The organism is Enterobacter sp. D2 (assembly GCF_034427575.1).
GTDB classification, from domain to species: Bacteria; Pseudomonadota; Gammaproteobacteria; order Enterobacterales; family Enterobacteriaceae; genus Enterobacter; species Enterobacter cloacae_M.
The window spans coordinates 29,243-43,134 of record NZ_JAXQPP010000005.1; the positions used below are offsets into that span (position 1 = coordinate 29,243).

General features: G+C 56.2%; 15 protein-coding genes. 2 read left to right on the forward strand and 13 right to left on the reverse strand.

Translation table 11 applies throughout. The features are described 5' to 3' along the window. Positions 1-32: 32 nt before the first annotated feature. A complete protein-coding gene (locus SPG90_RS18925) occupies positions 33-203 on the forward strand; it encodes a YhfL family protein (RefSeq protein ID WP_008503029.1) in 171 nt (56 codons plus the stop codon). 143 nt (positions 204-346) lie between these two features. Here SPG90_RS18925 and trpS read toward each other — a convergent pair whose 3' ends face one another. The 12 genes from trpS to SPG90_RS18985 form a co-directional block, all read right to left on the reverse strand. Continuing rightward, a complete protein-coding gene (trpS, locus tag SPG90_RS18930) occupies positions 347-1,351 on the reverse strand; it encodes a tryptophan--tRNA ligase (RefSeq protein WP_023309477.1) in 1,005 nt (334 codons plus the stop codon). Then, positions 1,344-2,105: a phosphoglycolate phosphatase gene (gene gph, locus SPG90_RS18935; protein ID WP_047173938.1), complete on the reverse strand. Its 762-nt coding sequence runs from the start codon at positions 2,103-2,105 to the stop codon at positions 1,344-1,346. The genes trpS and gph overlap by 8 nt, the downstream gene beginning before the upstream one ends. Then, positions 2,098-2,775 (reverse strand): ribulose-phosphate 3-epimerase, encoded by a 678-nt coding sequence (rpe, locus tag SPG90_RS18940; RefSeq protein ID WP_024907923.1) that lies wholly within the window; start codon positions 2,773-2,775, stop codon positions 2,098-2,100. The genes gph and rpe overlap by 8 nt, the downstream gene beginning before the upstream one ends. A gap of 41 nt (positions 2,776-2,816) precedes the next feature. Continuing rightward, on the reverse strand, positions 2,817-3,629 hold the full coding sequence (dam, locus tag SPG90_RS18945; protein ID WP_023309480.1) for an adenine-specific DNA-methyltransferase: 813 nt from the start codon (positions 3,627-3,629) through the stop codon (positions 2,817-2,819). A 67-nt stretch (positions 3,630-3,696) separates the two neighbouring features. Next, positions 3,697-4,995 carry a cell division protein DamX gene (gene damX, locus SPG90_RS18950; protein ID WP_126304233.1) on the reverse strand — a complete coding sequence of 433 codons (1,299 nt, stop codon included), beginning with the start codon at positions 4,993-4,995 and terminating at the stop codon, positions 3,697-3,699. Positions 4,996-5,087: 92 nt separating this feature from the next. After that, a complete protein-coding gene (aroB, locus tag SPG90_RS18955; RefSeq protein WP_023309482.1) occupies positions 5,088-6,176 on the reverse strand; it encodes a 3-dehydroquinate synthase in 1,089 nt (362 codons plus the stop codon). A 57-nt stretch (positions 6,177-6,233) separates the two neighbouring features. Beyond that, positions 6,234-6,755 (reverse strand): shikimate kinase AroK, encoded by a 522-nt coding sequence (gene aroK / locus SPG90_RS18960; RefSeq protein WP_003861630.1) that lies wholly within the window; start codon positions 6,753-6,755, stop codon positions 6,234-6,236. A gap of 286 nt (positions 6,756-7,041) precedes the next feature. Next, entirely contained in the window at positions 7,042-8,265 is a 1,224-nt protein-coding gene (gene hofQ / locus SPG90_RS18965) for a DNA uptake porin HofQ (RefSeq protein WP_322408282.1), read from the reverse strand. Continuing rightward, positions 8,192-8,596, reverse strand: a complete 405-nt coding sequence (locus SPG90_RS18970; RefSeq protein ID WP_047173941.1) for a HofP DNA utilization family protein — start codon at positions 8,594-8,596, stop codon at positions 8,192-8,194. The genes hofQ and SPG90_RS18970 overlap by 74 nt, the downstream gene beginning before the upstream one ends. Then, complete coding sequence (locus tag SPG90_RS18975; protein WP_047173942.1) at positions 8,586-9,041, reverse strand: hypothetical protein; 456 nt, start codon at positions 9,039-9,041, stop codon at positions 8,586-8,588. The genes SPG90_RS18970 and SPG90_RS18975 overlap by 11 nt, the downstream gene beginning before the upstream one ends. Before the next feature lie 3 nt (positions 9,042-9,044). Next, on the reverse strand, positions 9,045-9,539 hold the full coding sequence (locus SPG90_RS18980; protein WP_047173943.1) for a PilN domain-containing protein: 495 nt from the start codon (positions 9,537-9,539) through the stop codon (positions 9,045-9,047). After that, positions 9,536-10,312: a hypothetical protein gene (locus tag SPG90_RS18985; RefSeq protein WP_047173944.1), complete on the reverse strand. Its 777-nt coding sequence runs from the start codon at positions 10,310-10,312 to the stop codon at positions 9,536-9,538. The genes SPG90_RS18980 and SPG90_RS18985 overlap by 4 nt, the downstream gene beginning before the upstream one ends. 120 nt (positions 10,313-10,432) lie before the next feature. Between SPG90_RS18985 and mrcA the strand changes: the two genes are divergently transcribed. Beyond that, positions 10,433-12,985, forward strand: a complete 2,553-nt coding sequence (mrcA, locus tag SPG90_RS18990) for a peptidoglycan glycosyltransferase/peptidoglycan DD-transpeptidase MrcA (RefSeq protein ID WP_047173945.1) — start codon at positions 10,433-10,435, stop codon at positions 12,983-12,985. Between the two features lie 88 nt (positions 12,986-13,073). On the opposite strand, the gene nudE is transcribed toward mrcA, so the two are convergent. Next, the gene (nudE, locus tag SPG90_RS18995) at positions 13,074-13,634 is read right to left on the reverse strand and encodes an ADP compounds hydrolase NudE (RefSeq protein ID WP_008503041.1); all 561 of its coding nucleotides are present in this window, start codon (positions 13,632-13,634) and stop codon (positions 13,074-13,076) included. Positions 13,635-13,892: the final 258 nt, after the last annotated feature.

Consider the following 13,892-nt stretch of genomic DNA (forward strand, 5'->3'; position numbering starts at 1 on the left):
TCCAACTTTCGTTTTTAAGACAAGGAATGCGTATGTTCAAACTGGCAAAAGCCGCCGTTCTGGTTGGCCTGTTATCGACTCTGACTGCCTGCACCGGTCATGTACAGAACACCAAAAATAATTGCAGCTACGATTACCTGCTGCACCCGGCGATCTCCATTTCGAAGATCATCGGCGGTTGCGGCCCGGCGGCGCAGCAGTAAGCGATTTTCAGGCGTAAAAAAACCGGGATTTCCCGGTTTTTTAGTTTAGGGAAGTGCGGTCTGATGCCTTCACCCTGACCCTCTCCCACAGGCAGAGGGAACAAACCCTAAAAACGGTAACGTGGTTACCGTTTTGCTTTTACCTACGGTTTACCCACAAACCCAATCGCTTCGTACACCGCTTTCAGGGTTTCGGACGCACGCGCGCTGGCTTTTTCCGCGCCGTCTTTCATCACCTTCTGCAGGAAAGCTTCGTCGTTACGGTAGCGGTGATAACGCTCCTGCAGCTCGGTCAGCATACCGGAAACGGCGTCTGCCACTTCACCTTTCAGGTGGCCGTACATCTTGCCTTCGAAGTGTTTTTCCAGTTCAGGAATGCTCTGGCCAGTCACGCCGGAGAGGATATCCAGCAGGTTGGAAACGCCCGCTTTGTTCTGCACGTCGTAGCGCACCACAGGCGGCTCGTCAGAGTCGGTGACCGCGCGCTTGAGCTTTTTGACGACGGATTTCGGATCTTCCAGCAGGCCGATAACGTTGTTGCGGTTATCGTCAGACTTGGACATCTTCTTGGTCGGCTCCAGCAGCGACATCACGCGCGCGCCGGACTTCGGAATAAACGGCTCTGGCACTTTGAACACATCGCCGTAAATCGCGTTAAAGCGCTGGGCGATATCGCGGCTCAGCTCCAGATGCTGCTTCTGGTCTTCACCCACCGGCACCTGGTTGGTTTGATACAGCAGGATGTCTGCCGCCATCAGCACCGGATAGTCGAACAGACCGGCATTGATGTTTTCAGAGTAGCGTGCGGATTTATCCTTGAACTGCGTCATGCGGCTCAGCTCGCCGAAATAGGTGTAGCAGTTCAGCGCCCAGCCCAGCTGCGCGTGCTCCGGCACGTGAGACTGAACGAAAATGGTGCTCTTCTCAGGATCGATGCCGCAGGCCAGGTACAGCGCCAGCGTATCCAGGGTGGCTTTACGCAGCTTCTCAGGATCCTGACGCGCGGTAATCGCATGGAGATCGACGATGCAGTAAATGCAATGGTACTCATCCTGCATGCTGACCCACTGACGTAACGCACCCATGTAGTTACCAATGGTCAATTCACCTGAAGGCTGTGCGCCACTAAAAACGATGGGCTTAGTCATTATTCAATTCCTGATATTCACTGTGCGAAAGCCCGAGTGCGGGCAACAAATCTTTGAAGTGGTCGAAGACCACATCCGGCTCACTTAGCGTGATGGCTTCACCGTAGTTGTAGCCATAGGTTAATCCGACGGAAGGACACCCTGCCGCTCGGGCAGCCAGAATATCATTGCGCGAATCCCCAACAAAGAGCAGCTCCGCAGGGGTTAAGGATAATTTTCCTGCCACCAGCAACAGCGGTTCCGGATGCGGCTTTTTGTTCTGCACGTCGTCGCCGCCCACAATCACGGAGAAATACTTAGCGATATCGAGCGCTTCCAGCAGAGGCGCAACAAACGGCGTCGGTTTGTTGGTCACCAGCCCCAGCGGAATGCCCTTCGCGTGCAGCGCGCTCAGCGTTTCCTGAACGTCCGGGAACAGGAAGCTGCCCTCCTCGACGGTCTCTTCGTAGAAACGATCGAACAGTTTGCGCAGAATCCGCAGCTGCTCATCCTTAGGGATGTCAGCGTGGTCAACGCTCGGTTTACCCTGCGCGGAACGCTGCGACGCGCGCTCCTGACGCGCCCACGTCAACGCGCGCTCCATCAGAACATCGGCACCGTTGCCAATCCACGTTACCACGCGCTCTTCCCCCGCAACGGGGAGTTCAAGGGCGTACAGCGCCTGGTCTACGGCGCTCGTTAAGCCCGGCGCGCTGTCGACCAGCGTGCCGTCGAGGTCAAATGCGATACCCCGAATTGCCTGCAATTTATCCATGACTTACCTTCGCCAGCTCGCGGCGCATTTCATCAATGACTTTTTTGTAATCCGGTTGGTCGAAAATGGCTGAACCGGCAACAAACATATCCGCACCGGCTGCCGCAATTTCACCAATGTTATTCACTTTCACACCGCCGTCCACTTCCAGACGAATATCGTAGCCTGACTCGTCAATACGACGGCGCACCTCACGCAGCTTATCCAGCGTGTGGGGGATAAACGACTGACCGCCAAAGCCCGGGTTAACGGACATCAGCAGAATCACATCCAGCTTGTCCATGACATAGTCGAGATAGCTCAGCGGCGTGGCCGGATTAAACACCAGGCCCGCCTTGCAGCCGTTCTCTTTGATCAGCTGCAGCGTGCGGTCCACGTGTTCAGAGGCTTCCGGATGGAAAGTGATGATGCTGGCACCCGCTGCGGCGAAATCAGGCACGATGCGATCGACAGGCTTCACCATCAGGTGGACGTCGATCGGGGCGGTAATGCCGTAGTTACGCAGCGCCTTGAGCACCATTGGGCCAATGGTCAGGTTAGGGACGTAGTGGTTGTCCATCACGTCGAAATGGACCACATCTGCGCCAGCCGCGAGAGCTTTGGCGGTGTCTTCACCCAGGCGGGCAAAATCGGCCGACAGAATTGAGGGAGCAATCAAAAACTGTTTCATCCGCTTCTCCTTGAAATGTGTTTACCGGCGGGCAAAACGGCTCAGGGGCGATAAAGAGCCAGAAGTTCGTCCACCTTTTTACGTGTGCCGCCGTTGCTGCTAATGCTACGCCGCACTTTGACCTGAAAATGCTTCGCGGCTTTGTACCATTCGCGCGTATCAGGCGTGTCGTGATTCGAAATTAACACCGGAATTCTTTTGCTGACCAGCTTTTCCGCCATCTCCGCCAGACGAGCCTGCTCGGCCGGGCTGAAGCTGTTGGTGTGATAAGCGGTGAAATTCGCCGTTGCAGACAGTGGTGCGTAAGGCGGGTCACAGTAAACCACCGAGTTTACGCCTGCCAGTTCCATACACTCTTCATATGAGAGGCAATGAAACTCTGCGTTCTGCGCTTTTTCGGCAAAGTGGTACAGCTCGTCCTGCGGGAAATACGGACGCTTATAGCGACCAAACGGCACGTTAAATTCCCCGCGCAGGTTATAGCGGCACAGGCCGTTGTAACCATGACGGTTGAGATAGAGGAACAGCAACGCTCTGCGGAACGGATCCTGGCTCTGATTAAACTCGGTGCGGAACTGGTAGTAAACGTCCGGGTGATTATTCTCCGGCGTAAACAGTTTGCGCGCCTCTGCGACATACTCTTCGGTACGCAGCTTAACAATGTTATAGAGGCTGATAAGGTCGTTGTTGATATCCGCCAGGATATAACGAGAAAAATCGGTGTTGAGGAACACCGATCCCGCACCTACGAAAGGCTCGATTAGACACTCGCCTTTTGGCAGGTGCTTTTTAATATCATCGAGCAGGGGGTATTTCCCCCCTGCCCATTTCAGAAAAGCGCGATTTTTTTTCATGCTGACTAACTGATTACACCTTCTCCGGCTGTGGAGAAAGCTCCGACAGCATCCTGCGCTTTAAACATTACTTCAGATCGGCCTGAACCTGATGAATCGGCTTCGCCCACGGGTTTTTCGCCTGAACATCAGCTGGCAGTGCCGCTACGGCACGTTTCGCTTCATCTTTGGACGAATAAACGCCGCTGACCAGCACATACCACGGCTGACCGTTGCGGGTCGTCTGATAAACAACGTAGTTTTTCAGATTTGATTTCTTCGCCCAACCGTTGAGGTTGTCATAGTTAGACGAACTGCTCAGCTGCAGCGTGTAGTTGCTGGATGGCGCAGACTTCAGCGAGCCAACGTTACCTGCCGTTTTGCCTGCTGCGTCGCTGGAGGCTGCTGCCGTGGCTGCCGGAGCTGTTGCTGCAGGTGCAGCTGTGGTCGCCGTTGCTTTCGGCGCGGTCTGCGTGACTGGCGCTTTAGCAGGCTCGCTCACCGCAGCCGTTTCGGTGTGTTTCGGCTGTGCCGGTGCAGCTTTCACTTCAGGCGCTTTCACGACTGCCTGAGGTTTGGTTTCACGCTTAGGCTCAATCACCGCCTGCTTACGTTCAGGACGCGTCGCAGCTTGCGTCTGGCGCGGTTTGGTTTCCGTCGCAGCCGTTTGTGGCTGAGCGTTACCACCGCGAATCGGGGCAACGGTTGCCGGCTCAGTTGGCAGCGTAGAGTTAACCACGACGTTATCAACCTGCTGCTGGTTCTGCGGCTGCGTCAGCGCATTGTTCAGATCTCCCTGAACTTCTACGCGCTGCTGACCTTCAGGCGTAGCAGGTGCCTGACCCTGAGCAGGGGTTGAAGAAACGGGCGGTAGAGAAACATCCTGCGGCGCTGTGGTGTTACCTGCGGTCTGCTCTGCGGAAGTCGCACCCGGCGCAGGCTGTGCGCCATTCGCCTGATTAGTCGCATCGTTACCGGACAGGTTGATGCTCTTCTCAGCGGAAGCAGTTTGCTCGGTTGAGTTCGTTGACGGTGCTTTAAGCGCGGAGCCAATGCCGACAATCAGCAGCACTAGCACCAGAACGCCAAGACCCATCATAATGTACTGGCGGGAAGCCGGTTTCGGCGCAGCGGCTTTTTTACGTTTACGCGGGCGACGCTCTACAGGCTGTTCGTCCATTGAATCTTCTTCGGACTCATAATCCTCTTCTGCTCGCTCTTCGTGCGCGTTGCGGCTGCGCGAAGGGCGACGATCGTCTGCATCCAGATCAACATCGTCAAAGTTGATCTGCGGCTCGTTATCACGTTCTGAAGATTGACGAGAACGACCAGTACGACGATCGCTGGGATCGGGTTTCAGCTCGTCTTCTGGTTTGAATTCATCCATTTAACACCCCACTCAAAGGCTTATGCTAACGACTTTGCATTTCACCTGAAGCTAAACGACCACCTGCGACAGTGGCCTGACCTTTCTAGTTGTTACGCCTGCTGACAATCAGCGATAGCGCCAAGAACGACATCGTGCGGCACTCCGCCGCGCACTTCACTCTTCCCTATTGCAAGCGGGAGTACAAGACGCATCTCACCTGCCAATACTTTTTTATCGCGCATCATGTGGGGTAAATACGCTTGCGCCGACATCTCCTGCGGCCCGGTTACCGGCAAACCTGCACGTTCAAGCAGCGCAATGATGCGCGCCGTCTCTTCAGGTTTAAACTGCCCCAGACGTTCAGAGGTGCGGGCTGCCATGACCATACCGGCCGCGACGGCTTCACCGTGCAGCCAGTTGCCGTAACCCATCTCGGCTTCAATGGCGTGGCCAAACGTATGCCCAAGATTCAGTAAAGCACGTAAGCCCGTTTCACGCTCGTCTGCTGCAACAACTTCTGCTTTCAGTTCACAACAACGACGAATGCAGTATGCCAGTTTAGCCTCATCCAGGCACAGCAGCGCATCCATATTCTCTTCAAGCCAGCTAAAGAACTCGCCATCAAGAATAATGCCGTATTTGATCACTTCCGCCAGACCCGAAGCCAGCTCGCGCTTCGGCAGCGTTTTCAGACAGTCGAGATCGACCACCACCGATGCGGGCTGGTAGAACGCGCCAATCATGTTTTTGCCGAGCGGATGGTTGACTGCCGTTTTGCCACCCACAGAGGAGTCGACCTGGGACAGCAACGTGGTCGGGATTTGAATAAAACGGACGCCACGTTGATAGCTTGCGGCCGCAAAACCGGTCAGATCGCCCACAACACCGCCACCCAGGGCAAGCAGTGTTGTATCGCGACCGTGCGGTTTTTGCAGCAATGCGGTAAAGACGGTATCCAGTACCGTCAGGCTTTTATACTGCTCGCCATCGGGGAGAATCACACTGTCGACTTTTACGCCCGCCTGCTCAAGCAGATGGCGTACGCGGTCGAGATAAAGCGGAGCCAGCGTCTCATTGGTGACCAGCATCGCCTGATCACCCGCTTTCAGTGGTAAAAAGGAAGCTGGGTCGTTAAACAAACCAGCCGCGATGGTGATAGGGTAACTACGTTCCCCGAGAGTAACTGTAATCCTCTCCATGACGCGACATCCACCTTTAATGCTTTTACCCGCAGGCGAGTGTATATAAAGCCAGAATCAGTTGCTTTCCAGCATATGAATAATCTGGTTTGCAACCACTTTAGCGCTCTGGTCGTCAGTACGAATGGTCACATCGGCAATCTCTTCATACAGCGGATTGCGTTCATCGGCCAATGCTTCCAGAACTTCGCGTGGTGGCGTTTCAACCTGCAGCAGCGGGCGCTTTTTATCGCGCTGCGTACGTGCCAGCTGTTTCTCGATAGTCGTCTCAAGATAGACCACTACGCCACGGGCGGAGAGACGGTTACGGGTTTCGCGAGATTTCACAGAACCGCCGCCTGTTGCCAGAACGATGCCCTGTTTTTCCGTGAGTTCGTTGATCACTTTTTCTTCTCGGTCACGGAAACCTTCTTCGCCTTCTACATCGAAAACCCAGCCCACATCAGCTCCGGTTCGTTTCTCAATCTCTTGATCAGAATCGTAAAATTCCATATTGAGTTGTTGAGCTAACTGACGCCCAATAGTGCTTTTGCCGGCACCCATAGGCCCAACCAGAAAGATATTGCGTTTCTCTGCCATTTTATCGGTACTACTAAGACTATTCGTTAATGGTAATCCCCGCTTCGCAGACACCCAGCGTAGCAGGACATGAACTGAAACCTCATATGCAATAGAGCGAGAGTCAGACTAAAAATTATCTCAATACTCCGGCTTGTTTGGCAACTGATTAAATCACCGCGTCGGGCGCATAAGGTAATAAGACGTAAGTCCAACTCAAATCGGTACTCCTTGTATGCTAATTCATGCCCCACGTCAAACATCTGCAACAAACTGAATGCAAAATCATTGCGGGGATCGTTACCCGTCAGCGAATACCGACCAGACGTGGTGTAATAAACACCACTAGCTCGCGCCGTTCATTATCCTTACCATCGTGGCGAAAAAGCTGTCCAAGCCAGGGGATTTTCCCCAGCCCAGGCACGCTGTCGCTGCCGGTTTTGTTCTTCTGCGAAAAAATTCCGCCCAACGCCAGCGTTTCTCCACTTTTTACCTCCACCTGGGTTTCTATCTCCTGTTTGTCGATCGCCAGCGTTTCGCCGTCAGCCTGCTGCAGAACCTGTCCCGGCATATTTTCGCTGATGTGCAATTTCAGGCGCACGCGCCCACCCGGTAAGACCACCGGTGTGACCTCCATTCCTAATACCGCCTCTTTAAACTCAACGGAGGTTGCCCCGCTTTCACCGCTTGAGACCTGATACGGGATTTCACTCCCCTGCTTGATGCTGGCCGGCTGCATATGCGAGGCCAGCAGCCGCGGGCTGGCGATGATATCGACCTGCTGTTTTTGCTCCAGCGCAGAGAGCTCCAGATCCAGCAGCCGACCATTGATCCGTCCGATGTTAAAACCCACGTGGCTGGTGGCGCTGGCGACGGATAGATCGCTGCCAAGCGTGGTGAGCTGGCCAACCTTGCCCGCGTCGGCGGCGTCGGCGAGATTCCACTTCACCCCCAGCTCACGCAGGCGTTTTTCATTAATGGTCACAATATGCGCCGCCAGCTCGACCTGTTCGACGGGAATATCCATCTGAGCGGCCCAGCGCTGCAGCGTCTCCACCACCGTCTGGTTATCCCGAATCAGCAGCCGGTTGGTGCGTTTGTCGAGAGACAAACTTCCCTTTGGGCTCAGGAGCTTTTCCGCGTCTTTTTGCAGCTCTCCGGCATCGGCATAGGACAAAGCGATGCTGTGAGACACCAGCGGCGCATCAAGCTGTCGACGCGTTCGCTCCTGTTCTGAACGTTCCTGCTGCTCACGCTGCCAGGCCGCGGTATGCACATAAAAAATGCCGTCCTCCTCTCGCAAAACAAGGCCAGCGCTGGTGGCAACCGTCTGTAACGCTTGACGCCAGGGGACGCGCGTCAGGTTGAGCGAAAGCGTGCCGCCGACGTCAGGCGATATCACCAGATTTCGGTTCTCCTGTGCAACCAGGCTCTGCAGCACCTGGACTACAGGCACGTCATCCACCACCAGCGTGACCGGTTTTGGCGCGGCGGCCCACAGCGGATGGCTGAACGCCAGCAGCCACAGCATTATCCGTAAATTCATTCTTATTCGTTCCTTCTCGTTGCCACGTCCATGTTCCTGGTTCACATGTGTCACCCACATCAACAACCAGTTCCGTTTCATTGATGGCTGTTATCGTCCAGCCTGCCGGGAAGCGCTCATGCATTTTCAGGCGGTACCAGCGCTTTTGCCCATCCTGTAAAATGCCGATAGCCTGCTGTCCTCCCACCATGCCGCAGTAGCGCCACTGCGCCAGCTCGCCTATGGCGCAGGGATCGTCCGGCGGGCGAAACGGATCGCGCATGCCGGTCAATAGCAGCGCTGAGCAAACCAGCAAATATCGCGCGCTATTTCGCATGTTCCAGCTCCAGCCGCAGGCGCAACGCTGTACCTTGTGGTGCAATCGCGAAAGCGGCGATCTGCACATCCCGCTGCGCCAGCCGGGAAAAAAGCGCCGGGAGAGCCTGCCACTTCACCTCCAGCATCAGTTCCCCTCCGTTCTGCAGCGGCTTCCAGTGAACCAGCGTCGCGTTATCGCCCTGAAAATCGAGCGGGGAAAACGCCGTCAGCGCCAGTGTGTCCGTTGTTTCCGGACGAAACGGCACCTTTCTGACGGCAGGCCATAACGCCGCGTTCGTCCTTGCGTCCTGAATCATCTGTCGCTGTCGTTCAGCACACTGTCTGTCTAGCGGTCTGAGCAAGGTGCCCCACGCGGCCAGTCCTGCCAGGAGACTCCCCAGACACCAAAAAAGCACCCGAGACCAGGGACGGCTTTCGCACCAGCGTTCTAACAGGGTATCCATGCATTACCCCTCGCTTTTAAGATGGAGGGTGAACATCCACCGCCCCTGGCTGTCCTGCCGAAGCTCACCCGCCGTTCCGGGCGTAAAACCCGCTATTTGGCCCAGCGCATCGCGCAGAGCAGACAGGGCTGGCAGGGTTATGGCATACCCGCTCAGCGTCAGAGCAGGAGGCTGATAGCGAAGCTCTGTCAGCCAGACCTGTGAAGGAGTGGCGCGGGAAAGGGACTCCAGCACCGGTTGCCATGCGCGTCGTTGAAGGGTCTGCGCTGGCTTCTGCGCCTGTGAGGCGAGTTTCTGCCGGGAGGCAAGCGCGTGCTGCACGGTCTGCGTTCCCGTCAGCTCCGTTTGCAGCGCGTGCAGCCTCATAAGAGGGTTTATCCGCAGGCAGAAAATGATCGCGAACATTAACAGCACGGTGCCGACACACATTCCGCCCCAGAAGTGCAGGCATCGCGCGCGTCTCTGCTGTCGCCAGGGCAGAAAGTTCATGATGCTCATCCGGGCACCTCGCTCATGGCCAACGCCAGCGCAACGGTATAATCAGCGCCGCAGTCCGGTAGCGGGGCATGGCAGCGTTCCAGGATTTCCCACGGATCACGTCGGCTATCAAACAGCGCGATGTCATCCGAACCAAGCCCCAGCAGCGCTGAAAGCTCAGACACGTTTTCGGCTTCTGTGGTAATGCGGCGTCCCCACTGGTGGCGCATCGCCCACAGCCACTGCCGATCGTCCCGCCAGGCGACGCACGTCGCTGGCGCCACCGCGGGAAGAAGATTCGCCAGCGCGCTGGCATCCGGCGTAACGGCCACCAGCCGCAAACGCAGCGTTTTCGCCAGCGCCAGTAGGGTGTCGATCTCGTTGTTTTGCGCGGCGGTCACGTGAAAGGTATTGCTGAAGGTATCCTGCGCGTAATCGAAACAGAGCGTATCAGCAGACATCTCCAGTTCGCGCGCGAGCGCCGCACCAAGCCATGAGAGCTGCTCGCTGTCGCGCAGCGCAACGGTCGGGCGGGGGAGCGCCCGTTGCAGAGTGCGTGCTGCCGGGAAAGAAAGGAATGCCCGATGGTAGTGCGGCAGCGTTTTGCGCCAGTCGCGTAACGCATCAACCAGCTGTTCTGGCTGACAAATTTTGCCGTCACGAATGATGCCCTCGTCCAGAGGAATCGCCCACCAGCGGCGCATGCACCAGCCCAACTTCTCCCGGGCCAGGGCGACGATCAGCACCCTATCCTGTTGAATATGAACGCCCGTTTGCCATATTTTGAAAGCCATGCTTCACGATCTCCTTATCGCCCGTCGGGTTGACGGCTATATCAATGAATCAGGCTTGCCTTTATACTACCGCGCGATTGTTTAGAAACTGCCCAAGTGAAACCAAATGGGAAATCTCCGGTGAAGTTCGTAAAGTATTTATTCATCCTTGCAGTCTGTTGCATTCTGCTGGGAGCAGGCTCGATTTACGGTTTGTACAAATATATTGAGCCACAGCTACCTGATGTCGCCACGCTTCGCGATGTGCGCCTCCAGATCCCGATGCAAGTCTATAGCGCCGATGGCGAGCTGATGGCGCAGTATGGCGAGAAGCGTCGTATTCCGCTGACCTTAAACCAAATTCCACCCGTGATGGTAAAAGCCTTTATCGCCACGGAGGACAGCCGTTTTTACGAGCACCACGGTGTCGATCCGGTGGGGATTTTCCGTGCCGCGAGCATTGCGTTGTTCTCTGGTCACGCCTCTCAGGGGGCAAGTACCATCACGCAGCAGCTGGCGCGTAACTTCTTCCTCAGCCCTGAAAAGACGCTGATACGTAAGATCAAAGAGGTGTTCCTCGCGATCCGTATTGAGCAGCTGCTGAGCAAAGACGAAATCCTTGAGCTGTACCTCAACAAAATCTACCTGGGTTACCGAGCCTATGGCGTGGGGGCTGCCGCACAGGTGTACTTCGGTAAGCCCGTTGAGCAACTCACCTTAAGCGAAATGGCAACCATTGCTGGTCTGCCGAAAGCGCCGTCCACGTTTAACCCGCTCTACTCGCTCGATCGCGCCACCGCGCGCCGTAACGTCGTTCTGTCACGCATGCTGAGCGAAGGCTACATCAGCCAGAGCGAGTACGACCAGGCGCGTAACGATGTGATTGACGCTAACTACCACGCCCCTGAAATCGCCTTCGCATCCCCTTACCTGACCGAAATGGTTCGTCAGGAGATGGTGAATCGCTATGGTGACAAGGCCTATGAAGATGGCTATCGCGTGTACACCACCGTCACCCGTAAGGTCCAGCAGGCGGCTCAGGAAGCGGTGCGGAACAACGTGATGGACTACGATATGCGTCACGGCTATCGCGGCCCGTCAAACGTGCTCTGGAAAGTGGGCGAAAGCGCGTGGGGCAGTAAAAAAATCACCAGTACGCTGAAGGCGCTGCCAACCTATGGTCCCCTCCTTCCTGCCGTGGTGACGCAGGCCGATCCTCAGGAAGCCGTTGCGACGCTCGCGGACGGTACTTCCGTCTCGCTGCGTATGGACGGTATCCGCTGGGCGCGTCCTTACCGCTCGGATACCCTGCAGGGCGCAACGCCGCGTAAAGTGACCGATGCCGTGCAGACCGGACAGCAAATCTGGGTGCGGAAGGTAGGCGAATCCTGGTGGCTGGCACAGGTGCCGGACGTCAACTCGGCCCTGGTCTCTATCAATCCACAGAACGGTGCCATCCTGGCCCTGGTCGGCGGGTTTGATTTCAACCAGAGCAAATTTAACCGCGCCACCCAGGCGCTGCGTCAGGTCGGTTCCAATATCAAACCGTTCCTCTACACGGCAGCGATGGATAAAGGCTTGACCCTCGCCAGCATCCTTAACGACGTGCCAATCTCCCGCTGGGATGCCGGTGCCGGTTCCGACTGGCAGCCGAAGAACTCCCCTGCGGAGTATGCCGGCCCAATTCGTCTCCGTCAGGGCCTGGGACAGTCGAAAAACGTGGTGATGGTGCGCGCCATGCGCGCGATGGGCGTCGACTATGCCGCAGAGTATCTGCAGCGCTTCGGTTTCCCGGCGCAGAACATCGTTCGCACCGAGTCGCTGGCGTTAGGCTCCGCCTCGTTTACGCCGCTTCAGGTCGCACGCGGGTACTCGGTGATGGCCAACGGCGGCTTCCTGATTGATCCGTACTTCATCAGCAAGATTGAAAACGATCAGGGCGGCGTGCTGTTCGAAGCGAAGCCGAAGATTGCCTGCCCTGACTGCGATATTCCGGTCATTTATGGCAATACGCCGAAATCCGACGTGCTTGAAAACAAGGACATGGAAGACCCTGCCGTGTCTCAGGAGCAGCAGAACGGCGTCGTGCCGCAGCCGCAGCTCGAGCAGGCTAACCAGTCTCTGGTGGCACAGACCGGCGCGCCGGAGTATGCCCCGCATGTGATCAACACGCCGCTGTCCTTCCTGATCAAAAGCGCGCTGAACACCAACATCTTCGGTGAACCGGGCTGGCAGGGCACAGGCTGGCGCGCAGGGCGTGATTTGCAGCGCCATGATATCGGCGGTAAAACGGGGACAACCAACAGCTCGAAAGACGCGTGGTTCTCCGGCTACGGCCCGGGCGTGGTGACATCGGTTTGGATCGGTTTCGACGATCACCGCCGTGACTTAGGTCGTACAACGGCCTCCGGCGCGATTAAGGATCAGATCTCCGGCTACGAAGGCGGTGCGAAGAGCGCGCAGCCGGCCTGGGACGCCTACATGAAGTCCGTTCTTGAAGGCGTGCCGGAGCAGCCGTTAACGCCACCGCCAGGCGTGGTGACGGTTAATATCGACCGCAGCACGGGTCAGCTCGCCAACGGCGGTAATAGTCGCGAAGAGTATTTCATCGAGGGCACGCAGCCAACCACGCAGGCGGTGCACGAGGTGGGGACAGAGATTATTGATAACGGCGAGACGCACGAGCTGTTCTGACAACAAAGCAAAACGGCAACCTCTGGTTGCCGTTTTTGTGTTTGCTCCCTCTCCCGTGGGAGAGGGTTGGGGTGAGGGCATCAGGCCACTACAGTCGCCCCTGCCCCTTCAACCATTCCCGTACCAGGAACAGCGCGCTCACGTTGCGAGCCTCATTAAAGTCAGGGTCTTCCAGAAGATCCATCAGGTGCGCTAGCGGCCAGCGAACCTGCGGCAGCGGCTCCGGCTCATCCCCTTCCAGCGATTCAGGATAGAGGTCTTCAGCCACCACGATATTCATTTTGCTGGAAAAATAGGACGGCGCCATGCTCAGCTTTTTCAGGAATGAAAGCTCATTCGCACCAAAGCCCACCTCTTCTTTAAGCTCGCGGTTTGCCGCTTCAAAGACGGTTTCACCCGGGTCGATAAGCCCTTTCGAGAACCCAAGCTCGTAAGATTCCGTTCCCACAGCGTATTCGCGGATCAAAATCAGATGATCGTCGACAATGGGAACAATCATCACCGCTTCGCGCGAAGAGGGGCGCATACGTTCATAAACGCGACGCACACCGTTGCTGAACTCCAGGTCCACACTTTCGACATTAAACAGGCGCGATTTGGCGACAGTTTCTACATTCAGAATGGTGGGTTTTTGTAGTGGTTTGCTCATCTTGATGGGTCTTAGCAGTGAGAACTGGCGTTATTGTGCGATATGCCGCACGGTTTCGGCAATGTCAATCGCTCTTTATTTACATTTATGCAACGTAACTGGGATCAATCCTCAATTCAAAACAAATGTCAAGAGGTTGAAATGTTTCCAGGAATTTGCTGATATCGCGCCATAACAGGCTTTGCTATCATCACCGGTCACTGGGATGCGCTTCAGAATGCTCAAGTTCGACTCCATACTTGCCGATAGCCAGCCACA

Excerpts from the sequence above, each read along its gene's own strand:
- SPG90_RS18925 (WP_008503029.1), top strand. The coding sequence starts at position 33 with ATGTTCAAACTGGCAAAAGCCGCCGTTCTGGTTGGCCTGTTATCGACT.
- trpS (WP_023309477.1), bottom strand. The coding sequence starts at position 1,351 with ATGACTAAGCCCATCGTTTTTAGTGGCGCACAGCCTTCAGGTGAATTG.
- gph (WP_047173938.1), bottom strand. The coding sequence starts at position 2,105 with ATGGATAAATTGCAGGCAATTCGGGGTATCGCATTTGACCTCGACGGC.
- rpe (WP_024907923.1), bottom strand. The coding sequence starts at position 2,775 with ATGAAACAGTTTTTGATTGCTCCCTCAATTCTGTCGGCCGATTTTGCC.
- dam (WP_023309480.1), bottom strand. The coding sequence starts at position 3,629 with ATGAAAAAAAATCGCGCTTTTCTGAAATGGGCAGGGGGGAAATACCCC.
- damX (WP_126304233.1), bottom strand. The coding sequence starts at position 4,995 with ATGGATGAATTCAAACCAGAAGACGAGCTGAAACCCGATCCCAGCGAT.
- aroB (WP_023309482.1), bottom strand. The coding sequence starts at position 6,176 with ATGGAGAGGATTACAGTTACTCTCGGGGAACGTAGTTACCCTATCACC.
- aroK (WP_003861630.1), bottom strand. The coding sequence starts at position 6,755 with ATGGCAGAGAAACGCAATATCTTTCTGGTTGGGCCTATGGGTGCCGGC.
- hofQ (WP_322408282.1), bottom strand. The coding sequence starts at position 8,265 with ATGCTGTGGCTGCTGGCGTTCAGCCATCCGCTGTGGGCCGCCGCGCCA.
- SPG90_RS18970 (WP_047173941.1), bottom strand. The coding sequence starts at position 8,596 with ATGCGAAATAGCGCGCGATATTTGCTGGTTTGCTCAGCGCTGCTATTG.
- SPG90_RS18975 (WP_047173942.1), bottom strand. The coding sequence starts at position 9,041 with ATGGATACCCTGTTAGAACGCTGGTGCGAAAGCCGTCCCTGGTCTCGG.
- SPG90_RS18980 (WP_047173943.1), bottom strand. The coding sequence starts at position 9,539 with ATGAGCATCATGAACTTTCTGCCCTGGCGACAGCAGAGACGCGCGCGA.
- SPG90_RS18985 (WP_047173944.1), bottom strand. The coding sequence starts at position 10,312 with ATGGCTTTCAAAATATGGCAAACGGGCGTTCATATTCAACAGGATAGG.
- nudE (WP_008503041.1), bottom strand. The coding sequence starts at position 13,634 with ATGAGCAAACCACTACAAAAACCCACCATTCTGAATGTAGAAACTGTC.